Genomic DNA, 23,307 nt, shown 5'->3' with positions numbered 1-23,307 from the left:
CGAAATAGGGGGGGGCCTGTTCCGGCGTTCAGGTTTGTACAGGATCTCAGCAAGTATGTCCCGAGCCTTTAATTTCAGCGCAGGGCCCAGCGCCTTGCCAATGGATGTTCTATTGCAAATACGTGATGAGCTGCTTGATTTTGCGGGCACAGGGGTGTCCGTGATGGAAATCAGCCATCGTTCCCAGCCTTTCATGGATTTTGCCCATCGTACCGACGCCGCTGTGCGTCGTGTTCTGGCCGTGCCAACGGACTATCACGTCTTGCTCCTGCAAGGAGGGTCGTACCTGCAGTTTTCTCAAATACCGATGAACTTGCTTCATCAAGCAAACACAGCGGACTATATACATACGGGTTTATGGTCGGAACAGGCGGCTAATGCCGCCAAGCAATATGGGAATGTCGAAATCGTAGCCAGTTCTTATGAAACTGGATTTGATCGTATTCCCGAGATTAATGAATCTAATATTAATCGGGATGCAGCGTACTTGCATTACACAGAGAACGAAACTGCACAGGGCTTGCAATTTTCAAAACCACCTGCTTCACCTATTCCCTTGGTGTGTGATGCTTGCTCCAGCTTGATGTCAAAACCGATTGATGTCTCGGCTCACGATTTGATTTATGCCTCGGCTCAGAAAAATATGGGAATTGCCGGTGTTACGCTGGTATTACTTAATCCCGCTATTTTAGACAGGCCTTTGGCAAATACGCCACAAGCTTTGGATTTTTCCATTCAAGCAAAAAAGCAATCGCTATTAAATACGCCGTCAACCTTTTCCTGGTATGTGCTGGGTTTGATGCTGGAATGGATAGAGCGTGTTGGTGGAATAGAAGTATTGCACAAAATAAATAAGAAAAAATCGCAGCTGCTCTATGAGCTTATTGATAGCAGTGATGGTTTCTATATCAACAATGTTTTGCCTGACTATCGATCTATAAATAATGTCCCATTCCATATTGCTGAAACTGATTTAGATATTTTATTTGTTGAAGAAGCGCAAAAGAATGGTTTTCACGGCTTGAAGGGCCATCAGTCAACGGGGGGCTTGCGCGCCAGCATCTACAACGCCGTTACCTTGGATGCGGTACAGGCGCTGGGAGAGTTCATGCGCGAGTTCAAGCGCACGCACGGTTAGGGCGTGCGCCTGCTTTGCAAGGCGGCCAAGTAAGTAGCCGCGACGAGGGTAGAAATTTTTTTAAGGAAAAGCGATGTACGACAACACACTCAACCTGGCTGAATTCGACAAGGAATTGGCTCAGGCCATTCAGGGCGAAGAAAGCCGTCAGGAAGATCACGTAGAACTGATTGCCTCGGAAAACTACGCCAGCCCTTTGGTTATGCAGGTTCAGAACTCCGTGTTTACTAACAAATACGCGGAGGGGTATCCGGACAAGCGTTACTACGCCGGTTGCGAATTTGTAGATGTAGCCGAACGTCTGGCTATCGAGCGCCTGAAAGCGGTGTTCGATTGTGATTACGCCAACGTACAGCCTCATGCTGGAGCGCAGGCTAATACTGCTGTGTTCCTGGCTTTGCTCAAACCGGGCGATACGGTGATGGGGATGAACCTGGCTCAGGGTGGTCACCTGACCCACGGTAACCCCATCAATATTTCCGGGCGTCTTTACAACATTGTTCCTTACGGCGTTGATACCCAAACCGGGCTGATCGATTACGACGAAATGGAGCGCATTGCTATCGAGACCAAGCCCAAAATGCTGATTGGTGGTTTCTCCGCCTATTCGCGTGTAAAGGATTGGGCGCGTATGCGCCAGATTGCCGACAAGGTCGGTGCCTGGTTCTGGGTGGATATGGCCCACGTAGCTGGTCTGGTGGCGGCGGGTGAGTACCCCAGCCCCTTGCCACACGCCCATGTGGTCACCAGCACAACGCACAAAACTCTGCGCGGTCCACGTGGTGGCGTGATCATGGCTAAAGGGCAAAGCGAAGATTTCTACAAACGCCTGAATTCCGCTGTATTCCCCGGCGTGCAAGGCGGCCCCTTGATGCACTTGATTGCAGCCAAAGCCATTGCTTTCAAAGAGGCTCTGCAGCCGGAATTCCGTACCTATCAGCAAAACGTGGTGCGTAATGCCCGCGCCATGGCGGCGGTACTGATGCAGCGTGGTCACAACATCGTGTCAGGCGGGACAGATAACCACATGATGCTGATCAACTTGTCGACCAAGCCCTACACCGGGCAAGAGGCCAGTGATGCCTTGGCAGATGCCTATATCACCGTGAACAAGAACTCGGTGCCCAATGATCCCCGTTCGCCCATGGTGACCTCAGGTATTCGTATCGGAACACCGGCTGTAACGACACGTGGCTTTACGGTGGAGGACTGCGAGCAGCTGGCGCATTACTTGTGTGATGTGCTTGATGCCTATGAGGCTGGCACTTTAGATAAGGTCAAGCACGAGATCCGCGAAAAAATTGTGAGTCTGTGCCGAAGCTATCCGGTGTATCAGGTGCAGACGGAACCAGCGCAGCTTTGATTTGATAAATTTTTTATAGGAGCCCAGCCGCTTTGGTGGTTGGGTTTTTTTTATGATTGAAATCGCTGTGGACTTGAGTGGTCGTATCTTGGTTGGTTTTTACTTCACGGTGGCTTTTTTAGGATATTTGATTTTTAAGTTAAAAGGTGCCCATTTCGTTCTTATGGATTATTTATGGTCATTTTTTAATAAAGAAAATTATTATCATGATTTTTTGGAAAAGGAACGTAGAGACAATTTGGATGTAGAACGGTTTAAGTTGATGTTTGGCGTGAAAGGTGTGCAGTCTATTGATTCGGTACAAAGGGCTGTGCGGTGGTCCAAGCGCTTGTCTGTCTCTTTACGAGAATTAGGTAAAGCTGGCAAGTGGGTAGATTGGGATAAGCAAGAGGTCACGGAGCCGACGAAGTGCTATGGGGGAGGTGTTTTTGGAGCCGCTTTATTAGTGCTTATGCTGCTCATTATGTCAGTTGGCTTTTCATTAAGCTCCAGGGTTCTGGTGCAATTTAAAGAAAGTAAAGTCTGGGCATGGCAAGGTGAAGATTACTTCAGTGCATTTCCGCTAACAAATGAGCAGGATTGGGTTCTTCGGAAAAAAGATTGCTTTGGTGGTTTTAAAGGGGCGGATTTACCGTTGAGTCCGGATGAAATTGATTATATGTGTATGAATATGGGTAGTGAGAGTTATTTGAAGAGTTTTCGCTCAGGGATGGCTGCTCAGAAATATTTTGGGGTTTTTTCTTTTTTTGTTTTTTTTTATTTTTTAATTGTTTTTAAAATTGAACTTTCATCTTTTTCAACCGCTTCTCGAGTACACAAGTTGGTCAATAAGCCGTAGTTGGTTTCTGGGGTAGGGAATTGGGGGCTTAGTAGCCCCACAGCTTCCAATCCCCATACCCCTTAGCCCGCAGCTCACAAGCCGGGCATTGCCCGCAGCCATATCCCCAGTCATGCAGGGTTTCCCGCTCGTTCTGGTAACAGGTATGGCTGTCTTCCTGAATCAGCTTCACTAAAGCATCCGAGCCCAGCTGGTGGGCCAGCTCCCAGGTATCTGCTTTATCCAGCCACATCAGTGGTGTTTCCACGGTCAGTGGGCGCTCGATCCCCAGGCTTAATGCCACTTGCAGTGCTTTCAGCGTGTTGTCACGGCAGTCCGGGTAGCCCGAATAATCGGTTTCAGACATGCCGCCAACCAGTGTATCCAGTCCCCGACGGTAGGCCAGTGCGCCAGCCAGGGTAAAGAACAGCAGGTTTCGACCCGGCACAAAGGTATTGGGCAGACCATCTTCCTGCATGGCGATAGTCATGGATTCAGTCATGGCGCTGCCGCCTATCTGAGCCAGTACGCTGGCATCGAGCACATGGTCTTGCCCGAGGCGCTCTGCCCAGTGCGGGAACTGCTGGCAAAGCTTGTCTCTTAGTGTCTGTCGACACTGCAATTCCGCATGGTTGCGTTGGCCGTAGTCAAAGCCCACGGTTTCTACAAAGGCAAAGCGGTCCAAAGCCCAGGCCAGACAGGTGGCCGAATCCTGTCCGCCCGAAAAGAGAACCAGTGCCCGGCGGCGGGGAGTGTGTGGCTTCATGCTTTGACCTGTGCGGTGCTCAGGGCACGGCGCTTCATGGTGCTGATCAGGGAGTTGAGCAGTACGCCATACATGGGTACAAACAGCAGCAGGCTGACGCCCAGTTTGATGACGTAATCGACGACGGCGATCTCGCCCCAGTGTTCGGCCATGAAGGGATTGCTGCTGTGCCAGAAAGCGATGCCGAAAAAGGCCAAGGTATCCAGTGCCTGCCCAAAGATCGAGGCGGCCGCTGGAGCAAGCCACCATTGTTTGTAGTCGCGACGGATGCGATCAAAGACCTGTACATCCAGCAGTTGCCCTAATACATAGGCGGCAAAGCTGGCCAAGGCAATACGGAACACAAAGCTGTTGAATTCGCCCAGTGCTTGCAAACCGTTGAACTGGCCTTCATTAAAAAGCACCGAGACCACATAAGAGGCGATCAGGGCTGGAAACATCGCGCGGGTAATCACGCGGCGCGCTTCGGACTTGCCCATCAAGCGGACGGTCAGGTCGGTAGCCAGAAAAACAAAGGGAAAGCTGAAGGCTCCCCAGGTGCTATGAAAGCCGAATAGTTCAATAGGAAGTTGAACCAGATAATTGCTGGCAATCACAATAAAAATGTGAAAGGCAATCAGAAGTCGCACGTAGAACGACAGCCGTGAAGACGGCACGGTAGGCAGAGTCATGTCTGGACCTTTTTGGTGGATGGGGTGAGGGAACCCATTGGAAATGGACTGCAGCCTACTATTGTACGGTCAGTTGCGGTTCGATGGAATGGTTGTTGCCCGCAAGTGTAGCGTGTGCATCAGACGCGCTTATACGTCTGCCTTGATGAGGCTTATGGCACAAAAAAGGGGTAGGGGGCTTGCAGAGGCTCAAACAAGCCCGCTTGCCAAAGCAAACGAACTTGTTTGGCTCGTTCTTGATGAGCAGCCCTTAGGCCGATGCAGGTTGCAGGCACTCTATCAGCAAGCGCTTGTGCAACTGGTGTACTTCTTCAAAGGGCACGGGCGAGTTCTGTGGTCCCAGAACCAGCAAAACCATCAGCCACATCAGGGAGGGAGAGGCGGCCAGGATGTAGTCGGAGGAACTGACGTCGGGGCGGATGAGACCTCGCTGTATGCCCAGTTCAAAAAACGCCTGATTGGCGGTGTAGTTCTGGCTCAGGAGCTGTTTGCCCCAGTAATGGGCCAGATCCGGCACGCGGCCACTTTCTGTCATCAAAAGCCTGAACATGGCTTGCACGTCCGGGTTGGACAGGCGTTCATACAACTGGTGCAGGTACTCATCCACGATACAGGACAGGGTGTCTGCCTCGGAGGTATCGGATAACTCAAAGGTATTGCCATCAGGCGGCAGCAGAGTGCTGTGGAGCATGTCCTCGAACACTTCATCTTTGCTGCTGTAGTGCGCGTAGATGCCGGACTTGGATATCCCGGCGCGCGCGGCGATGCGCTCCAGCGAAGTACCCAGAAATCCCCGATGAGAAAACTCTTCAAAAGCGGCTTTCAGGATTTCGCGTTTGCGCTCAGCTGACGGTAAGTAACGTCGCTTGTTTGTGCTTTCGTTTTTAGGAGGTTTATTTTGGTGCGTGTCTGTCATGTCATCCTGTGGGGATGGGCAAGATATGGGGCTTGCAGTATATCAGGCCACTTGTCCCAGGCCGATGGCAAGCCAGCCTGGCTGCGGCTTGAGGGCTTGACGAGGGGCTGTGCTTGTTTTGTCACATTGCTGTGGAAATAATAGTTGTGCCATGAGTCTGGGTTACCGCTTGTTTCACTGGATTGCATCGCCTTTGTTTTTTTTAAAAGCCTGAGTTTTTTAGTGAGGCTTTATTTGTTTTTTCACTTTTTTTTATTTCCCTATTCCATAACAGGCACGGTATAACAACAAATGTGGCTGAGGCTGGTCGTTTTTTATCTGCCATGAACTTGATCTAACGCAAAGGTTTTTTATGGCTCTTTATTAAAAGGCCTGCATACAAAAAGTTTAGATGTAAACTGGTGTATTATTAAAAAGACTAAGCAGTCGTATCTGCTTTTTGTATGTACTTTTTGCGGAGTGGCAATGGTTAGCAGGCAGTCCCTTGATCAGACTGAGCAGTTAGACGCATCCGCACGAGCCGCCTGGGCTCGTATCTGGAGTTCCATCTCCCCCGAATCGCAGTTTCTTGCCTGGATGGACTGGATACGTCATCTGGCCCTTAGCCCTGGCAAACAAGAACAGTTGCGGCAGTTGGCGCAAAGCCAGTGGGAACAGCTATTTCGTGAATGGAGCGAGGAGCTGGCCGCATCGGCCCAGTCGTCTTCGCAAACCTCAGAGCAAGCTGCAGCGCCTGCCTATACCGACCGCCGCTTTTCGGACCCCGCCTGGGATCGTTGGCCTTTTAATTTGCTGCGACAAACCTATCAGGCGCAGCAGCAGTGGTGGCAAAGTGCCACGGAAGGCGTAGCCGGTGTGGAGCCTCATCATCAAAAACTGATTGCCTTTGGTGCAGAGCAATGGTTGAACATGCTCAGCCCCAGCAACTTTGCCTGGACCAACCCCTTGGTGTGGGATAAAACCCTTGCAGAACAGGGGGATAACTTCAGCCGTGGCCTGGCGAACTGGCAGCAGGATATGCAGGCCCAGTTCGCGGGTGAACCGCCCGTAGGCACCGAAGATTTTGTGGTCGGCAAGGATGTGGCGGCCACGCCGGGCAAGGTGGTACTACGTAACGAACTGGTCGAACTGATCCAGTACACGCCTTCTACCAAGCAGGTCCATCCAGAGCCTGTGCTTATCGTTCCGGCCTGGATCATGAAGTACTACATTCTGGATCTGTCCGAACAAAATTCCCTGATCAAATACCTGGTGGATCAAGGCCACACGGTGTTTTGCCTGTCCTGGAAAAACCCGCTTGCCGAAGATCATGCCTTCGGGATGGACGACTACATTCGCCTGGGCTGGAAGGCCAGCCTGGATGCTGTCAACGCCATTGTTCCCGGCCAGAAAATCCACGCCACCGGCTATTGCCTGGGCGGCACCTTGCTGGCGATTGCCGCGGCTGCCATGGCACGCGATGGAGACGACAGGCTTGCCTCCCTGACGTTCTTTGCGGCCCAAACCGACTTTTCCGAGCCGGGCGATTTGTCCCTGTTCATTGACGAAAGTCAGGTCAGCCTGCTGGAAGCTCAGATGGCCGACGAGGGCTATTTACGCGCCAATCAGATGGAAGCCGCTTTTCAAATGCTGCGCTCCGCTGATTTATTGTGGGCGCCCATGGTTAATAAATATTTATTGGGCGAACGCCGCCCCTTGAACGATTTAATGGCCTGGAATGCAGACGCCACGCGTATGCCCGCGACCATGCATTCGCAATATTTGCGCCGCATGTATTTGAATAATGATTTAAGTCAAAACCGTTATCCGGTTGAAGGCCGTATCGTTTCTCTGGCGCAAGTTAATTTGCCTATTTTTTGTGTCGGTACTGTTTCCGATCACGTTGCCCCCTGGCGCTCTGTTTACAAGTTGCATTATCTGGTGCCTGCCGAAATCACCTTTGTCTTGACCACAGGTGGGCATAACGCCGGGATTGTCAGCGAACCGGGCCATCCGCGTCGCAAATATCAGATTCAGACCCGCGCAGCAGGCACTGCGCCTGTTCTGGTGGACGACTGGCAGGCACAAGCCGCCTCGCATCAGGGCTCCTGGTGGCCCGCCTGGACGGAATGGCTCAAGGCGCGCTCGGGAGCGGAGGTGAAACCACCGCAAATGGGTGCCGCCAAACAGGGCTACGTCCCAATCGGCCCGGCTCCCGGTCAATACGTATTAGTGAAGTAAGCAGTCAGTTCATACAAGCTCGCTAAATGGTGAGCTTGTCGCTCTGTTTGATGTCGGCGATAGGCGCAAAGCCCATCGCTGACGTGCTGTTTTGCCTTGACGGCAGTTCCCTTTTTCTCATTAGGCATTTTTTCCAATGGCCCCACAGACCTACGATTTGAGTCTCAAGCACCGAAGCGCTGCGCGTCGCCCTCATTTCGCGCTGGCTGCCTTGCTGGTCACCCTGGCGGGTTGTGCCTCGATGGCACCCGATTACGATCAGCCCGCTTCCCCCGTTCCCCAGGCTTACTCGGACCTGTCCGCAGGCCCGGCCAATGCGGTGCGAGCGCGTGATCTGGGTTGGCGCGAATACTTTAAAGACCCGGTTCTGAGCAAGCTCATTGAGACTGCGCTGGAAAATAACCGTGATATGCGCGTGGCTGTTTTACGGGTGGACGAAGCCCGTGCCATGCTGAATTTGCAGCGCAGCGAACGCTTTCCTGAATTTACCGTAGGGGGGCAAGCTGCTCGCTCGCGTGTGCCTGGGGACATGAACCCCAGCGGCCAGGCGGTGACAGGGGGTGATTACCGCGCCCAGGTCGGTTTGACCAGTTGGGAGCTGGATTTATGGGGCCGCGTACGTAGCCTGGAAGATGCTGCCTTGCAAGGCTGGCTGGCTACCGAGGCAGGCCGACAAGCCGTGCATGTCGCTTTGGTCTCGCAAGTGGCCAATAACTATATTGTGGTGCGCGAGCTGGACGAACGCGTGCAGATCGCCCGCAAAAGTGTAGAGACTCGTCAGGAGTCTTACCGCATTTTCTCCCGTCGTTATGAAGTTGGCGCAACGTCCAAATTGGATGTGACGCAGGTGCAAACCTTGCTGACGCAGGCTCAGTCCATGCTGGCCCAGCTGGAACAGCAACGTGCGGTGCAACTACATGCCTTGCAACAGCTTCTGGGGGCCGATCCGGGCGTGTCTCCAACCGGTGCGCCTTTGAATGAAAACATCATGTTGGCCGAGCTGTCCCCCGGTTTGCCTTCGGACCTGATGGTCTGGCGTCCCGACATTATTGCGGCTGAACACAAGTTGCGTGCCGCCAATGCCAATATTGGGGCTGCCCGTGCCGCTTTCTTCCCCCGTATTGCCTTGACTGGCAATTTCGGCACCGCCAGCGCCGAGCTGGATGGTTTGTTTGATTCCGGCAGCAAGGCCTGGATGTTTGCTCCAACCATCTCCCTGCCCATCTTTGATGGTGGCCGCCGCAGCGCGAATCTGGACGCCTCCTATGTGCGTCGCGACATGCGCATTGCGGAATACGAGAAAACTATTCAAACCGCCTTTCGTGAAGTGTCGGACGCCTTGTCGACACGCCACTGGTTAAGCCAGCAGTTGGACGTTCAGCTGGTCGCCCGCAGCGCCCAGACCGAGCGCGCCCGTCTGGCGCAGATGCGTTACGACAACGGTTCGGCTGCCTATCTGGAAGTGCTGGATGCGCAGCGTGACTTGCTGGATGTGGAGCAGCAAGTGGTGCAAACGCGTCGTGCGCTCCTGGCCAGCCAGATTGCCATGTATAGCGCCTTGGGCGGTGGGCTGGACCCCTCCGAGCCCCTGACCAACACCCATAACTCCTCTAATTCGGATCCATCCTCGAGCCAGCTATGAGCAAACAATCCTCTTTGAAAAAAAATCTTGTTCCTGTCCTAATCGTTGCCGGTGTTCTGGGCCTGGGGTGGTGGGCATGGCAGAAAATGTCCAATACCGGCCCTGGCGCTGGCTTTGTCAGTGGTAATGGCCGTATCGAGGCGACCGAGATTGATATCTCCACCAAGTTTGCCGGACGTATCCAAAGCATCGCCGCCCACGAGGGCGATTTCGTCAAAGAAGGTGAAGTGCTGGCCATCATGCAGCAAGACAGTCTGGAAGCGGCCCGCGATGAAGCTGTGGCTGGTTTGCGTCAGGCTGAAAACAATGTGGCGGCCTCTCAGGCCCAAGTGGCCTTGCGTGAAAGCGATGCCATCGCTGCCAAAGCCTTGATTGGTCAACGTGAGTCGGAACTGGACGCAGCCCAACGTCGTCTGGCGCGTTCCACCACCTTGTCCAAAGAAGGTGCCGCTTCGGCGCAGGAACTGGATGATGACCGTGCCCGCGTGCGTGGTGCTCAGGCTGCGGTAGCTGCTACCAAGGCCCAGGCCAATGCCGCAGAAGCGGCCATTAATGCTGCCAAAGCTCAGCTGATCGGTGCCCAATCTGCCGTGGAGGCCGCCAAGGCTGCTGTGGCCCGTATCGAAGCTGACTTGCGCGACAGTGAGCTGGTCAGCCCCCGCGATGGTCGCGTGCAGTTTCGTGTCGCCCAGCCCGGTGAAGTACTGGGTGCGGGTGGCCGTGTGCTGAACGTGCTGGACCTGTCCGATGTGTACATGACTTTCTTCCTGCCCAGCGAAGTGGCCGGCAAGGTGGCGTTGGGTACCGAGGTGCGTCTGGTGCTGGATGCCATTCCGGACATCCCGGTTCCAGCCACCGTGTCCTTCGTGGCCAGCTCTGCCCAGTTCACTCCCAAGAGTGTGGAAACGGCCTCGGAGCGCCAAAAACTGATGTTCCGCGTCAAGGCCCAGATTGCCCCCGAGCTGTTGAAAAAGCACCTGGAGCAAGTCAAGACCGGCTTGCCCGGTGTGGCCTGGGTAAAGCTGGACCCCAATGCCAGCTGGCCTGAGTCGCTGACTTCCACCTTGACGGAGTAAACCATGCCCAAGCAGCAAGCGGCGGCGGTTGCTCGCGTTGTTGAACTTAGCCAGCGTTATGGCGACACGCTCGCACTGGATCGTTTAAGCCTGGATGTGCCTGCCGCTTGCATGGTCGGACTGATTGGTCCTGACGGCGTGGGCAAGTCCAGCTTGCTGTCCTTGCTGGCGGGCGCCCGTGTGATTCAGGAAGGCCGTATTGAAGTGCTGGGTGGCGATATGGCGGAAAAAAGCCATCGCGACCAGATTTGCCCGCGCATTGCCTACATGCCTCAAGGCTTGGGCAAGAACCTGTATCCCACCTTGTCGGTGGAAGAAAACCTGCAGTTTTTTGGTCGATTGTTCGGGCACGATGCTGCCGAGCGCCGTCGCCGAATTGATGATTTGACGCGCAGCACGGGCCTGCATCCTTTTCTGACACGGCCAGCAGGCAAGCTTTCGGGCGGTATGAAGCAAAAGTTGGGTCTGTGCTGCGCATTGATTCACGACCCGGACTTTTTGCTGCTGGACGAGCCTACCACCGGCGTGGACCCCTTGGCCCGCAAGCAGTTCTGGGATCTGATCGAGCGTATTCGCATCGAACGTCCCAGCATGAGCGTGATTGTCGCCACCGCTTATATGGACGAGGCCCAGCGCTTTGATTGGCTGGTCGCCATGGACGACGGCCAGATTCTGGCAACAGGTTCGCCCAAGGAACTGCTGGAGCGCACGGAAAGCAAGAGTCTGGAGCAGGCCTTTATTCGCCTCTTGCCCGAGGACAAGCGTCAAGGCCACAAGGCGGTAGAAATCCCGCCATTGGATGTGGATGCGGACGATATTGCCATTGAAGCCGAAGGGCTGACGATTCGCTTTGGCGACTTTACCGCCGTTGACAATGTGTCCTTCCGGATACGTCGTGGCGAAATTTTTGGCTTTCTGGGCTCGAACGGCTGCGGTAAATCCACCACCATGAAGATGCTGACGGGGCTGTTGCCTGCCTCCGAAGGTCAGGCCTGGTTGTTTGGCCACGAGGTCGATCCCAAAGACATCGATACCCGCCGTCGTGTGGGCTATATGTCACAGGCTTTTTCCCTGTACAGCGAGCTGACGGTCCGGCAAAACCTGGTGCTGCACGCCCAGTTGTTCCACGTCCCCGAGGACGAGGTGGAAGGCCGTGTGGCGGAAATGGTGGAGCGTTTTGAGCTGGGCCAGATTCTGGACCGTTTGCCCGATGCCATTCCTTTGGGGATGCGCCAGCGCCTGTCCTTGGCGGTGGCCATGGTGCATAAGCCAGAGCTGCTGATCCTGGACGAACCCACTTCCGGTGTGGACCCAGTGGCTCGCGACAATTTCTGGCGCTTGCTGATTGAGTTGTCCCGCCGCGACAAGGTCACGATTTTTATCTCCACACACTTCATGAACGAGGCCGAGCGTTGCGACCGCATGTCCATGATGCATGCCGGTAAAGTGCTCGATAGCGATACGCCTGCGAACCTGGTGAAAAAGCGCGGCGCCGCTGATCTGGAAGAAGCCTTTATTGGTTACTTGCTGGAAGCCAGTGGCCCTGAGCCTGAAGTGGAACCGGCGACAGAACAGGCGGTGGTGGCAAACGAAGCTCATAGCGAAAAGCGCGAACGCTTCAGCTTGCAGCGTTTGCTGAGCTACACCTGGCGCGAAGCGCTGGAGCTGCGTCGAGATCCGGTGCGAGCCACTTTGGCCTTGGCCGGTTCCCTGATTTTGCTGTTTGTGATGGGGTTCGGGATCACCCTGGACGTAGAGGATTTGCGCTACGCCGTGCTGGACCGCGACCAGACCAGTATCAGCCAGAACTACGCTTTGAACCTGTCCGGCTCGCGCTATTTTCTGGAGCAGGCCCCCTTAACGGATTACCAGGATCTGGACGACAGAATGCGGCGCGGCAAGATTGCGCTGGCGATCGAAATTCCGCCCGGTTTTGGACGTGATGTGCTGCGCGGCAGCAAGCCGGAAATCGCCGCCTGGGTGGACGGTTCCATGCCTACCCGTGCCGAAACCATTCAAGGCTACGTGAAGGCCATGCATCAGCAATGGCTGATTACTCAAGCCAAGGAGCGTCTGGGGGCAGGGGCTTTGGTCGTACCCGCCAGTATTCAGGACCGTTACCGCTACAACCCGGACGTCAAGAGCTTGCCGGCCATGGTGCCTGCCGTGATTCCGGTGCTGCTGCTGATGTTGCCTGCGATGTTGACGGCATTGTCCGTGGTGCGTGAAAAGGAACTGGGTTCCATCATCAACCTGTACGTTACGCCGGTCACCCGAGTGGAGTTTTTGCTGGGCAAGCAGATTCCCTATATCGGCCTGGCGATGATCAACTTTCTGTGCATGTGCCTCTTGGCCATCACGGTGTTCGATGTACCCATCAAGGGCAGCTTCCTGACCTTGAGCGTGGCCACCTTGATGTTTTGCGTGATTTCTACCGGCATGGGGCTGGTGGCTTCCACGGTGACGAAAAGTCAGATCGCGGCCATGTTCTTTGCCATGATCGGCACCATGCTGCCAGCCACGCAATTGTCCGGTTTGCTGAACCCGGTGTCCTCCATGGAAGGGATCAGCCGTTGGGCGGGTGAGATTTATCCGGCTACGCATATGTTCAACATCAGTCGCGGGGTATTTAACAAAGCACTGACCTTCTCGGATCTGCACGGGGCCTTGTTTGCCTTGTTGCTGGCCATTCCGGTGGTGTTGGGCGCGGCGGTCAAGCTGCTGAAAAAGCAGGAGAAGTGAGATGAGAAAACTCAAGAATGTACTGTTGCTGGGCCGCAAGGAGCTGTGGAGTCTGGCGCGCGACCCCATGATGCTGCTGCTCATTGTGTACGTGTTTTCGGTCTCGATTTACACCTCCGCGACCGCGCAGCCCGAAACCCTGAACAATGCGCCCATCGCGATTGTGGACCAGGACCAGAGCCCCTTGTCAGCGCGCATTACTTCGGCTTTTTATCCGCCTGAATTCATCCACCCGCACATGATCGAGTATGGGGAAATGGACTCGGGCATGGATACGGGGCAGTTCACCTTTGTGCTGAACATTCCACCGAACTTTCAGCGCGATGTGCTGGCCGGACGCAGCCCCGAAGTGCAGTTGAATATTGATGCCACCCGCATGAGTCAGGCCTTTACCGGCAATAACTACATCCAGCAGGTGGTGATGGGCGAGGTGAACGAGTTTGTGCGACGGTATCGCAGCATTGACACCTTGCCGGTGGATCTGGCCTTGCGGGTGCGGTTTAACCCCACACTGGAAAAAGCCTGGTTCGGCAGTATTGCCGAGGTCATCAACTCGGTGGCCATGCTGTCCATCATCCTGACTGGAGCCGCCCTGATTCGGGAGCGCGAGCACGGCACGATCGAACACTTGCTGGTGATGCCGGTCACACCGGGCGAGATCGTGGCGTCCAAGGTCACGGCCATGGGACTGGTGGTCCTGGTGGCGACGGCGGCGTCGCTGAATTTTGTGGTGCGAGGCCTGCTGGGCGTGCCCATTGAGGGTTCCATTCCCTTATTCCTGTGCGGCGCCGTTCTGTGTCTGTTTGCCATGACTTCCATGGGGATTTATCTGGCTACCTTGTCGCGCAGCATGCCGCAGTTTGGCTTGTTGTTGATGTTGACCTTGCTGCCCATGAACCTGCTCTCGGGCGGACGTACCCCCCGTGAAAGCATGCCTGAAATTGTTCAGAACCTGATGCAACTGGCTCCCACTACACACTTCGTGTCCCTGGGGCAGGCCATCTTGTTCCGGGGGGCTGGCATTGAAACCGTATGGCAACCCTTTTTAGCCCTGCTGGTGATCGGGACGGCTTTGTTCCTTCTGTCACTGCGGCGTTTTCGTAACACCATCTCTCAGATGGCTTGATGGACTGGGCCCCGTCAGGGGGCACTTTTTTCCTTTAAGGAGATTTCGATGAGCATGGAAACACTTCCCCTGGATCTGTACAAGGCCAATGTTGAGTTGCAACTGCGTATCACGCGCCTGCTGCAGGAGGGCGGCCATCGTTGGCTGGAGTCCGTACAGAAAAGTAATTTGCGCAGCATGGAGCAGACCACGGCCGAGATTGAAGGCTTGTTGCAAACGGGTAACTGGCAGTCCTTGGCCACTTTGCCCGCCGACACGTTCTGGCGCTTGTTCCAGCACGGCGTTAACGACAGCCAGACCATCAATCAATTAGCGATTCAGAACCAGACCGAGTTCACCTCCGGTTTGCAGGAAGCGCTGGAAGCCTGGCAGAAGTCGGTGATGGCGGTGGTCAGCAATACCAGTGCGGCCGTGCCAATGATGGATATTTTCAAGCAGTGGGGCGCACCTTGGGCAAACGCTGCCAGCGCCTCTGACACTAAAAAGGGAGCATAAGCGGTATGTCTACGGTTAAACGCACGGCGTTGGTGACAGGTGGGATGGGCGGTCTGGGCCAAGAGATCGCCCGTGCCCTGCATGATGCGGGCCATCAAGTTCTGGTGACTCACTCGCGCAGCGAGGCCGATGCCCAGGTCTGGCTTAAAGAGCAGGCCGATGCAGGTTATGTGTTTCAGGGCTATCACGTTGATGTGGCCGATTTCGAATCGTGCCAGCAAATGGCGCAAGCTATCGAGAAGGACGGTCTGCAAGTCGACATCCTGGTCAATAACGCCGGTATTACGCGCGATGGCACGTTCCGCAAGCTGAGCAAAGACAAGTGGGACGATGTGCTGCGCGTCAATCTGGACTCGGTGTTCAACGTCACCAAGCCTTTTATTGACGGCATGCTGGAGCGTACCTGGGGCCGAGTGATCAATATCTCGTCCATCAATGGCAGCAAGGGACAGTTCGGTCAAACCAACTACTCGGCCGCCAAGGCAGGGATGCACGGTTTCACCAAGGCCTTGGCTCAGGAAGTGGCGCGCAAGGGCGTGACCGTAAACACAATTTCCCCCGGTTATCTGGCCACCAAAATGGTCATGGCCGTGCCTGAAGATGTGCGTAATAGCATTATCGCGGGCATCCCGGTTGGCCGTCTGGGCAAGCCCGAGGAAATTGCCGCTCTGGTCACCTTTATTGCCAGCGAAGCAGCTGGATTTATGACAGGTAGTAATGTCGCCATGAATGGCGGCCAGCATATGTATTAAGCCAGATCCGGTTCGGCTGCTGCCTGTATGGGCCCGCTTGTCGGGCCTGCGACTTATGAAAGGAATGGATATGCACAAAGATATCGCCATTGTTGCTGCGACTCGTAGTCCCATCGGCCGTTTTCAAGGGGGGCTGTCTACGGTGCCCGCCCACGATTTGAGCGCACAACTGATTCGTGCCGTGCTCCAGAGCACGGGCGTTGCAGCCGAGCAGATTGATGAAGTTATTCTGGGCCAGATTCTGACCGCCGGCGCTGGTCAGAACCCGGCTCGTCAGGCCGCGGTGAACGCTGGCCTGCCTTATGAAGTTCCCTCCATGTCCCTGAACAAGCTTTGCGGTTCAGGCTTGAAAGCGGTGCATCTGGCGGCTCAGGCCATCGCCCTGGGCGATGCCGATCTGGTGCTGGCCGGTGGTCAGGAAAGCATGAGCCTGGCTCCCTTTGTTGTACACAAAGCCCGTACCGGCTTGGGCCTGGGCCACGCCATGATGGATGACACCTTGTTGCGTGACGGTTTGACCGACGCTTTCCACAACTACCACATGGGGATCACGGCCGAAAACCTGGCCGAGCGCTACGGCATCACCCGCGAACAACAAGATGCTTTTGCGGTGGAGTCCCAGCGTAAAGCCGTAGCCGCGATGGAAGCCGGACGCTTCAAGGACGAAATTACCCCCATCGACGTACCTCAGCGTAAAGGCGACCCTGTGCGCGTTGAGGCCGACGAACAGCCGCGTGCCCAAACCACGCTGGAGTCCTTGGCCAAGCTGCGTCCTGCCTTCAAGAAAGACGGCACGGTTACCGCCGGCAACGCGTCCACCATCAACGACGGTGCAGCCGTACTTTTGCTGGCCAGCGCAGAGAAAGCCAAGGAATTGGGCCTGCCCGTTCTGGCCTGGATTCGTGGCTGGGCCAGCACGGGCGTAGATCCGGCCATCATGGGTATTGGCCCGGTATCGGCCAGCCGCAAGGTCTTGAAGAAGGTGGGTTGGGAACTGGATCAACTGGACCTGATCGAAGCCAACGAAGCCTTTGCCGCTCAATCGCTGGCGGTGGCCAAAGACTTGCAGTGGGATATGGACAAGGTCAACGTCAATGGCGGTGCCATCGCTTTGGGTCACCCCATTGGTGCTTCCGGCGCGCGCGTGCTGGTGACCTTGGTTCATGAAATGCGTCGCCGTGGTGCCCAGAAAGGTCTGGCCACCTTGTGCATTGGCGGTGGTCAAGGCGTAGCGATTGCCATTGAGGCCGCTTGAACAGATAGCTGATGGAAGGGAGAAGATGATGACAGATAAGTCTCGTGACGACAGCACGGCCTGGTCCTCCTGGATGATGAATCCCTGGAACCTGGGTCAGACCGTCTCCTCGTACCTGGTGGACGCTTGGCAGCGCGCCATTCTGTATGCCGATATCGAGCGTCAGGTCGGGGATCAGTACCAGGCTCAACGCAAGGTTGAGGTGCCCAATGTGCTGAACTTCCCGGCTGAACTGGTCATGTCGGGCCTGAGTCTTCCCCGACCCGTTAACTATCTGATGGTGCGCATTCTGGCACCGGAAGATCAGCCTACCGATCCCAGCAAACGTCCTTTCCTGGTGGTGGACCCCAGGGCAGGGCACGGACCGGGGATCGGTGGCTTCAAGTCCGACAGTGAAATCGGTGCTGCGCTGCAAGCCGGGCACCCTTGTTACTTTGTTGGCTTTTTACCGGACCCTGTTCCCGGTCAGACCGTCGAGGACGTGATGCGTGCCCATGCTGCCTTTGTCAGCAAGGCGGCAGAGCTGCATCCGGAAAGTCAGGGCAAGCCGGTGGTGATTGGCAATTGTCAGGCGGGCTGGCAGGTCATGATGGCCGCCGCCGTCTGGCCGGAGCTGTTTGGCCCCTTGATTCTGGCCGGTGCGCCCGTGTCCTATTGGGCCGGTCGCAACCCCATGCGTTATGCCGGTGGTCTGCTGGGCGGCAGTTGGCTGACCGCCCTGACCAGCGACCTGGGCAATGGCCGTTTTGATGGTGCGTGGCTGGTCAAGAATTTCGAGAACCTGGACCCGGCCAATACCTTGTGGTCCAAGCAGTACAACGTGTACGCCAAGGCCGACACCGAGGCCGAGCGCTATATTGGTTTCGAGAAGTACTGGGGGGGGTATGTTTTTCTGAATGATGTGGAAATGCAGTACATCGTGGACAACCTGTTCATTGGCAACAAGCTGTCTACAGCCCAGTTGTTGACGTCGGATGGCATCCGTATCGACCTGCGCAATATTCGCTCGCCCATTGTGGTGTTCAGTTCCTTTGGCGACAACATCACGCCGCCTGCACAGGCCCTGGGCTGGATTACTGACTTGTATCTGGACGACGATGATGTACGCAGTCACGACCAGACCATTGTGTTCACGACCCATGATCGTATCGGGCACCTGGGTATTTTTGTGTCGGGCAGTGTGGGCAGTAAAGAGCACCGCAAATTTGCCAGCACGATTGATCAAATTGACCTGTTGCCCGCCGGAATTTATCGGGCCACTGTCGAGGAAACGCCCGACGACGACACCTTATTGAATGACCCCTATCTGATGTCGGTGCGTCAAAGCAGCCTGGCTGAAATTGCCGAGATTGTGCAGCCTGATCCCGAATCTGATCGCCGCTTTGCTGCCGCTGCCCGTCTGTCGGAAATCAATCTGGCTTTTTACAAGAGCACCTTGCAGCCTTGGGTAAAAGCTTTGACTACGCCTTATACCGCCGCGTTGCTGGAAGCATTGCATCCCATGCGCTTGTCTTACGAGTCCTGGACCAGCGCCCATCCCTGGGCCGCAACGATCCACCAATGGGCCGAGAATATCGCACAGCAGCGTCAGACTGTGGATGAGGATAATCCTTTCCTGGAGGCGCAGGAGAATTTCTCCCAGGCCATGGAACGGGTCTTGAATAATTACCGTGATCGTCGCGACAGCATCTATCAGATCTGGTTCGACACCGTTTATGGCTCTCCTTTGCTGATGGCCCTGGCCGGTCATGCACCGGGCGATTCCATCCCGGCGCGTCCCCATCCTGGTAGTTCGCCCGAGCATCTGGCCTTTGTACGCCAGCAAATGCATAGATTGGATGGCTTGTTGAACGAAGGCGGTTTGCTGGAAGCAGCACTGCGTGGTTTGTTCCATATTGCCAAGCAGCGCAACAGCGTGGACGAGCGTTATCACCATGCTGCCATGCGTTTGCGCGAGCAGTACGACACGGGCAGTTTTGATATTGAAAAAATGCGTGCTGCAATTCGCGAGCAGGCCCTGGTGCTGGCGCACCACGGTCATAAGGCCGTGGAAGCGATTCCCCATTTGCTTAGCAAGCAGACGCCCGAGGAAATTCGTCTGGTGGCATCCCTGATAAAGCAATTGATCAGCGCCATCGACGAACAAGACCCTGCCTCCGAGGCGGTAACTCAAGCTTCCCAAGAAGTTCTTGGCTTGTTCGAGTCAGCCGCCAAACAGCAGGAGCAGGGCGAGAAATCGAGCAGTGCAGGCACCAAGCCCGTCGCCAAAACAGCAAGCAAGGTCACAACGAAAGCAGCTGTTAAAACGACGCCTGCAGTGGCCAAGAAGTCGGCTGTTCCTGCGTCAGTAAAGCCAACGGCGGCCCAGCCAGTACAGAAAACGGTCGTGAAATCGACTGGTACAGCGTCACCAGCTACGACCGCTAAAACAGCGGCAACAGCACCAGTGAAAGCAGCCGCCAAGCCCGCAGCTGACAAGCCTGTTGCTCGCTCCATGGGTGATACCAAGGTTGGCGCCACGACAAAAGCAGAGGGTAATACAGCGGCCAAACCCCAGGCCAAATCGGCGGAGCCCAGCAAGGAAACGGGTGAAGCGACCCCCGTTGCTGGGACTCCAGCCTCCGCCGATTCAAGCTCGGCAGCTCCTGCTACAAGCAAATCGCCAGTATCTAAACCTGCCATGAGCCCATCGCCAGCATCCGGACAGAGCAAGTCTGTAGCTAAGCCTGCCAGCACGGGCGCCCCGTCCAGGACTCGTCAGCGCAAATCCTGAGATTTGGCGTGAATGAATTTTTGAAGGAGTTTTGAGTATGAAGTATTCATTTTCCGGTCACTCTGTTCTGGTAACGGGTGCGGCCTCCGGCATTGGTGCCGCCACGGCCCGCATGCTGGCGGCCAATGGTTTGTCGGTCGTGGTGTCCGACGTACAGGCTGATGCCGTGCAGGCCGTGGTCAAGGAAATTGAGCAGGCCGGTGGCAAGGCCGTGGGCAATGTGGCCGATGTCACCCAGCCTGATCAAGTAAAGGCGGCTGTTGATTGCGCCATTGAGCATTTCGGGGCCTTGCACTTTGCCGTCAATAACGCCGGTGTGGGCGGGGATTCCGGCCCGGCTGGCGAAATGGACCTGGATGGCTGGCGTCGCCTGATCGACATTAATCTGAACGGCGTAGCCTATGGCCTGCGCTATCAGATCCCCGCCATTTTGGCGGCAGGGGGCGGCGCCATTGTGAATATGTCTTCCATCATGGGCCTGGTTGCCAATCCGACATTGCCCGGCTACAACGCGGCCAAGCATGGAGTCGTCGGCCTGAGCCGTTCTGCGGCTTTGGAGTATTCCTCCAAAGGCATACGCATCAATACCATCCACCCCGGTTATGTGGATACCCCCATTCTGTCGGGCTTTGATGAGGCCGCGCGTGCTGCTTTGGTGGCCCAGCACCCGATTGGTCGTTTGGGCCATGCGGATGAAATCGCCCATGCCATTGCCTTCCTGCTTTCGGATGGTGCCAGCTTCATGACGGGCGCCTGCATGGTGGCCGATGGGGGCTACACCTCTATTTGAGTTGGGGGATCACGTCGCTGCGAGAACAAAATCAGTATTTCAATCCAAAATTAGCCAGCGAAAATCCGGGCCCCACTTTTACTGGGGCCTATTTTTTAGGAGTTCCACAATGAAGTATTCATTCTCTGGTCACTCTGCTTTGGTGACGGGGGCAACGTCAGGTATTGGCGCTGCAACCGCACGTGTGCTGGCTGCGAATGGTTTGTCTGTGGTGGTGTCCGGTAGAAATCGTAGTGCCCTGGAGGAGGTGGTCAAGGAGATCGAACAAGCGGGTGGCAAGGCGGTAGCCCAAGTAGCCGATGTGACCAAGCCCGAGCAAGTGAAAGCCTTGGTGGATTGTGCCATTGAGCATTTCGGCGCTTTGCACTTTGCTGTCAATAATGCAGGCATTCTGGGCGGCTCCAAGCCGGTTGGGGAGATGGATCTGGATGATTGGCATCGCCTGATCGATACCAATCTGAATGGCGTAGCCTATGGCTTGCGCTATCAGATTCCGGCTATTTTGGCAGCGGGTGGTGGGGCGATTGTGAATATGTCGTCCATCATGGGCCTGGTGTCCAATGCCCGTTTGCCCGGCTATAACGCGGCGAAACATGGGGTAGTGGGGTTGAGCCGAGCCGCAGCGCTGGAATACTCCTCCAAAGGCATACGCATCAATACGATTCACCCCGGCTATGTGGATACACCGATTCTGTCGGACTACGACGAGGCGGCGCGGGCTGATCTGGTGACTCAGCATCCTATTGGCCGCTTGGGGCATTCAGATGAAATTGCCCATGCCATTGCCTTCCTGCTGTCGCAGGGGGCCAGCTTCATGACGGGAGCATGTCTGGTGGCCGACGGGGGCTATACCGCTCGTTAAGCGACAGGTTTGGCGGCTCTTTTTTTGTGTTGGAGCCGCCATCCTGTGTTGGAAAATATACTGATGCCGACATCCGACATCCGACATCCGACATCCGACATCCGACATCCGACATCCGACATCCGACATCCGACATCCGACATCCGATACCTGATATCCGGCTCGATCCTTGATGCGGAGGAATGGGGCACTTCTATTCCAGTCTTATTTCACACCAATAATTTTGATGGTAGTGATCGATACCGAGCCCGGCAGCACACCAGTAGCAGCATGAGCCTCGGTGATAGGGATATGGATTCTTGCCGAACCGCCAATACCCAGTTGTTTGACGATATCTTGGAATAGGGGCGGCAAGTTCGTGGTGAGACTGGTTTTGGTTTCTCTGGCCGCCAGTACCTCACCTGTGGCCAGTTCCTCATCCAGTTCAAACAGAATGTCGCTGCTAGCGGTCACCATGGGCGCCTTGCCCTTGCTCAAGATTTTGTAGACCACACCATCAGGCATTTTGATTGCGCCTTTTTCGGCTCCAGCCGCCGCAAGAACAGACTTGGCCTGTTTTTCGTTCTTGGACAGCATGGCTTGCTCCAATAACTTGTCTACGTTGGCCAGCTCCACAGAAATGATGCTGGAGGACAGCTGCAGGCGTTGATCGATCTTGTCGCTGAAGCCTTGTGAGAAGGCTTGCAAATCCAGTGTTTTGCCAATGGATGCCAGCTTCTGTGTCTCGTGCGGCGCACTGTCCGCATACCAGGCCCCGATGGCATAGCTAAGGCGGATATCTGACGAGGCTGCATCATTCACAATCATGCGCCTGGGGGCTCCGCCAGATTCGGCCTTGCTGGCAGTAAGAGCCTGCGCGACCAGTCTGTGCTGCAAGTCCTGTTTTGTTTCCTTCAGATCATCAATTTCTTTTTTGAGGGTGGTGATTTCAGCCGCATTTGCAGCCAGTCTGCTGTCTTGTGACTGGCCATTAGACAGCTCCAGGCTTCGGTCTCTTTGCAGGCTTTCCAGTTCTGATGCCAAAGCATGTTTCTGATTCAGCTCCTCTTCCAGACGCTGACTCAATTCCTTGATCCGTGCTTGGTTCTGCTCCTGATCGATAGCAATGGGCGCCAGGACCAGAGCCCCATCCGGTTCTGCCTGTAGCTGCTGGAGTTGTTGTTGCAGTTGGCTATTCAGGTTTTCGGCATCCGACAGGCGCTGTTGCAAGGCGATCAACTGAGTATTGGCTTGATGCAGTTCGTTGCGGAGCAAGGCGTGGCTGTTGTCCTGATCAGAATCGACAGCGAAAGAGGGGACGGTATTTCGCTTTACTGGATTTGAGGCGGGTTGGGGGCGAGCTAGGCCGTCGCCAATAATGTTTTCCTGGGCCAGGCGGTCCAGTAAACCTGTTCCAACCGAGTGAGAGGCCTCATAGAAAATCAGCAAGGTGCAGCACAGGGCTGCATTGAAGTACTTTTTCATAGCTTGTTCAGGGATTGAACGCGATCGACCATATTGGAATAGACGGCGTTGTTGATCCGGATGCAAACCAGGGAAAGCATTTTATTCACTTCGGTCAGCATGATTTCAGACGCATTTTCATCAATCAGAGATGCATTGGCCTTGTAGATGCCAAAGTTCTCATCAATGGTCTGCATTTGCTGTCGATATTTCTCATAAGAGACGGGGTCCAGCTCTTTTAGCGCCGCGAATTCCTGATAGCACTTGTCTTCCTTGCCCGACGCGGCGGATTCCGGGGTGGGCCGAACAGGGGCGCTAGCTTGGCAAGCAGAAAGAAAAAGAGCGACCAGGATGGCCGCGCCGGGAACAGCGAATCGCATAAACACCTCGAGACGTTCGACTATCTTTATTCAGATTCTTTTAGGGGACGAGCATTGAGTTCGAGCGTTGCAGCCAAGTT

At 55.3% G+C, this 23,307-nt stretch carries 19 protein-coding genes; 14 read left to right on the top strand and 5 right to left on the bottom strand.

Annotation, left to right across the window (positions count from 1 at the left end; genetic code table 11):
* Positions 1-55 precede the first annotated feature (55 nt).
* The 3 genes from serC (at position 56) to M2Q46_RS08020 (ending at position 3,339) form a co-directional block, all read left to right on the top strand.
* The gene (gene serC, locus M2Q46_RS08030) at positions 56-1,138 is read left to right on the top strand and encodes a 3-phosphoserine/phosphohydroxythreonine transaminase (protein WP_302357020.1); all 1,083 of its coding nucleotides are present in this window, start codon (positions 56-58) and stop codon (positions 1,136-1,138) included.
* Positions 1,139-1,211: 73 nt separating this feature from the next.
* On the top strand, positions 1,212-2,501 hold the full coding sequence (gene glyA, locus M2Q46_RS08025; RefSeq protein ID WP_302357019.1) for a serine hydroxymethyltransferase: 1,290 nt from the start codon (positions 1,212-1,214) through the stop codon (positions 2,499-2,501).
* Positions 2,502-2,553: 52 nt separating this feature from the next.
* Positions 2,554-3,339, top strand: coding sequence for a DUF6216 family protein (locus tag M2Q46_RS08020; RefSeq protein ID WP_302357018.1), 786 nt, complete (start codon positions 2,554-2,556; stop codon positions 3,337-3,339).
* Between the two features lie 28 nt (positions 3,340-3,367).
* Here M2Q46_RS08020 and queC read toward each other — a convergent pair whose 3' ends face one another.
* The 3 genes from queC to M2Q46_RS08005 all read right to left on the bottom strand — a co-directional run bounded on the left by queC (position 3,368) and on the right by M2Q46_RS08005 (position 5,671).
* Complete coding sequence (gene queC, locus M2Q46_RS08015; RefSeq protein ID WP_302357016.1) at positions 3,368-4,084, bottom strand: 7-cyano-7-deazaguanine synthase QueC; 717 nt, start codon at positions 4,082-4,084, stop codon at positions 3,368-3,370.
* Positions 4,081-4,755: a 7-cyano-7-deazaguanine/7-aminomethyl-7-deazaguanine transporter gene (locus M2Q46_RS08010; protein WP_022983354.1), complete on the bottom strand. Its 675-nt coding sequence runs from the start codon at positions 4,753-4,755 to the stop codon at positions 4,081-4,083. The genes queC and M2Q46_RS08010 overlap by 4 nt, the downstream gene beginning before the upstream one ends.
* 250 nt (positions 4,756-5,005) lie before the next feature.
* Positions 5,006-5,671, bottom strand: coding sequence for a TetR/AcrR family transcriptional regulator (locus M2Q46_RS08005; RefSeq protein ID WP_035272014.1), 666 nt, complete (start codon positions 5,669-5,671; stop codon positions 5,006-5,008).
* Positions 5,672-6,136: 465 nt separating this feature from the next.
* Here M2Q46_RS08005 and M2Q46_RS08000 point away from each other — a divergent pair, with 465 nt between their 5' ends.
* From M2Q46_RS08000 to M2Q46_RS07950, 11 genes are all read left to right on the top strand, one after another.
* Entirely contained in the window at positions 6,137-7,891 is a 1,755-nt protein-coding gene (locus M2Q46_RS08000; RefSeq protein ID WP_302357015.1) for an alpha/beta hydrolase, read from the top strand.
* A gap of 136 nt (positions 7,892-8,027) precedes the next feature.
* Complete coding sequence (locus M2Q46_RS07995; protein ID WP_302357014.1) at positions 8,028-9,533, top strand: efflux transporter outer membrane subunit; 1,506 nt, start codon at positions 8,028-8,030, stop codon at positions 9,531-9,533.
* The gene (locus tag M2Q46_RS07990) at positions 9,530-10,609 is read left to right on the top strand and encodes an HlyD family secretion protein (protein ID WP_009459316.1); all 1,080 of its coding nucleotides are present in this window, start codon (positions 9,530-9,532) and stop codon (positions 10,607-10,609) included. The genes M2Q46_RS07995 and M2Q46_RS07990 overlap by 4 nt, the downstream gene beginning before the upstream one ends.
* 3 nt (positions 10,610-10,612) lie before the next feature.
* Positions 10,613-13,351, top strand: coding sequence for a ribosome-associated ATPase/putative transporter RbbA (rbbA, locus tag M2Q46_RS07985; RefSeq protein ID WP_302357013.1), 2,739 nt, complete (start codon positions 10,613-10,615; stop codon positions 13,349-13,351).
* A gap of 1 nt (position 13,352) precedes the next feature.
* Positions 13,353-14,477: an ABC transporter permease gene (locus M2Q46_RS07980; protein WP_302357012.1), complete on the top strand. Its 1,125-nt coding sequence runs from the start codon at positions 13,353-13,355 to the stop codon at positions 14,475-14,477.
* 54 nt (positions 14,478-14,531) lie between these two features.
* A complete protein-coding gene (locus M2Q46_RS07975) occupies positions 14,532-14,972 on the top strand; it encodes a phasin family protein (RefSeq protein ID WP_230940634.1) in 441 nt (146 codons plus the stop codon).
* A 5-nt stretch (positions 14,973-14,977) separates the two neighbouring features.
* Complete coding sequence (gene phbB / locus M2Q46_RS07970; protein WP_026484632.1) at positions 14,978-15,724, top strand: acetoacetyl-CoA reductase; 747 nt, start codon at positions 14,978-14,980, stop codon at positions 15,722-15,724.
* 70 nt (positions 15,725-15,794) lie between these two features.
* A complete protein-coding gene (locus M2Q46_RS07965; RefSeq protein WP_009459302.1) occupies positions 15,795-16,979 on the top strand; it encodes an acetyl-CoA C-acetyltransferase in 1,185 nt (394 codons plus the stop codon).
* A 73-nt stretch (positions 16,980-17,052) separates the two neighbouring features.
* On the top strand, positions 17,053-19,752 hold the full coding sequence (locus M2Q46_RS07960) for a DUF3141 domain-containing protein (RefSeq protein ID WP_367997719.1): 2,700 nt from the start codon (positions 17,053-17,055) through the stop codon (positions 19,750-19,752).
* Positions 19,753-19,789: 37 nt separating this feature from the next.
* Positions 19,790-20,542 carry an SDR family NAD(P)-dependent oxidoreductase gene (locus M2Q46_RS07955; RefSeq protein ID WP_060186352.1) on the top strand — a complete coding sequence of 251 codons (753 nt, stop codon included), beginning with the start codon at positions 19,790-19,792 and terminating at the stop codon, positions 20,540-20,542.
* Positions 20,543-20,651: 109 nt separating this feature from the next.
* Entirely contained in the window at positions 20,652-21,404 is a 753-nt protein-coding gene (locus M2Q46_RS07950) for an SDR family NAD(P)-dependent oxidoreductase (RefSeq protein ID WP_021446930.1), read from the top strand.
* Between the two features lie 204 nt (positions 21,405-21,608).
* Here M2Q46_RS07950 and M2Q46_RS07945 read toward each other — a convergent pair whose 3' ends face one another.
* Together M2Q46_RS07945 and M2Q46_RS07940 are read right to left on the bottom strand one after the other, a co-directional pair.
* Positions 21,609-22,868: an FKBP-type peptidyl-prolyl cis-trans isomerase N-terminal domain-containing protein gene (locus tag M2Q46_RS07945; protein ID WP_302357010.1), complete on the bottom strand. Its 1,260-nt coding sequence runs from the start codon at positions 22,866-22,868 to the stop codon at positions 21,609-21,611.
* Positions 22,865-23,227, bottom strand: coding sequence for a hypothetical protein (locus M2Q46_RS07940; RefSeq protein WP_060186354.1), 363 nt, complete (start codon positions 23,225-23,227; stop codon positions 22,865-22,867). The genes M2Q46_RS07945 and M2Q46_RS07940 overlap by 4 nt, the downstream gene beginning before the upstream one ends.
* Positions 23,228-23,307: the final 80 nt, after the last annotated feature.

It is taken from the genome of Alcaligenes sp. YSL9 (assembly GCF_030515105.1).
Taxonomy (GTDB): domain Bacteria; phylum Pseudomonadota; class Gammaproteobacteria; order Burkholderiales; family Burkholderiaceae_B; genus Alcaligenes; species Alcaligenes phenolicus.
This window is presented reverse-complemented; position numbering and strand designations above follow the sequence as displayed.

Excerpts from the sequence above, each read along its gene's own strand:
- serC (WP_302357020.1), top strand. The coding sequence starts at position 56 with ATGTCCCGAGCCTTTAATTTCAGCGCAGGGCCCAGCGCCTTGCCAATG.
- glyA (WP_302357019.1), top strand. The coding sequence starts at position 1,212 with ATGTACGACAACACACTCAACCTGGCTGAATTCGACAAGGAATTGGCT.
- M2Q46_RS08020 (WP_302357018.1), top strand. The coding sequence starts at position 2,554 with ATGATTGAAATCGCTGTGGACTTGAGTGGTCGTATCTTGGTTGGTTTT.
- queC (WP_302357016.1), bottom strand. The coding sequence starts at position 4,084 with ATGAAGCCACACACTCCCCGCCGCCGGGCACTGGTTCTCTTTTCGGGC.
- M2Q46_RS08010 (WP_022983354.1), bottom strand. The coding sequence starts at position 4,755 with ATGACTCTGCCTACCGTGCCGTCTTCACGGCTGTCGTTCTACGTGCGA.
- M2Q46_RS08005 (WP_035272014.1), bottom strand. The coding sequence starts at position 5,671 with ATGACAGACACGCACCAAAATAAACCTCCTAAAAACGAAAGCACAAAC.
- M2Q46_RS08000 (WP_302357015.1), top strand. The coding sequence starts at position 6,137 with ATGGTTAGCAGGCAGTCCCTTGATCAGACTGAGCAGTTAGACGCATCC.
- M2Q46_RS07995 (WP_302357014.1), top strand. The coding sequence starts at position 8,028 with ATGGCCCCACAGACCTACGATTTGAGTCTCAAGCACCGAAGCGCTGCG.
- M2Q46_RS07990 (WP_009459316.1), top strand. The coding sequence starts at position 9,530 with ATGAGCAAACAATCCTCTTTGAAAAAAAATCTTGTTCCTGTCCTAATC.
- rbbA (WP_302357013.1), top strand. The coding sequence starts at position 10,613 with ATGCCCAAGCAGCAAGCGGCGGCGGTTGCTCGCGTTGTTGAACTTAGC.
- M2Q46_RS07980 (WP_302357012.1), top strand. The coding sequence starts at position 13,353 with ATGAGAAAACTCAAGAATGTACTGTTGCTGGGCCGCAAGGAGCTGTGG.
- M2Q46_RS07975 (WP_230940634.1), top strand. The coding sequence starts at position 14,532 with ATGGAAACACTTCCCCTGGATCTGTACAAGGCCAATGTTGAGTTGCAA.
- phbB (WP_026484632.1), top strand. The coding sequence starts at position 14,978 with ATGTCTACGGTTAAACGCACGGCGTTGGTGACAGGTGGGATGGGCGGT.
- M2Q46_RS07965 (WP_009459302.1), top strand. The coding sequence starts at position 15,795 with ATGCACAAAGATATCGCCATTGTTGCTGCGACTCGTAGTCCCATCGGC.
- M2Q46_RS07960 (WP_367997719.1), top strand. The coding sequence starts at position 17,053 with ATGATGAATCCCTGGAACCTGGGTCAGACCGTCTCCTCGTACCTGGTG.
- M2Q46_RS07955 (WP_060186352.1), top strand. The coding sequence starts at position 19,790 with ATGAAGTATTCATTTTCCGGTCACTCTGTTCTGGTAACGGGTGCGGCC.
- M2Q46_RS07950 (WP_021446930.1), top strand. The coding sequence starts at position 20,652 with ATGAAGTATTCATTCTCTGGTCACTCTGCTTTGGTGACGGGGGCAACG.
- M2Q46_RS07945 (WP_302357010.1), bottom strand. The coding sequence starts at position 22,868 with ATGAAAAAGTACTTCAATGCAGCCCTGTGCTGCACCTTGCTGATTTTC.
- M2Q46_RS07940 (WP_060186354.1), bottom strand. The coding sequence starts at position 23,227 with ATGCGATTCGCTGTTCCCGGCGCGGCCATCCTGGTCGCTCTTTTTCTT.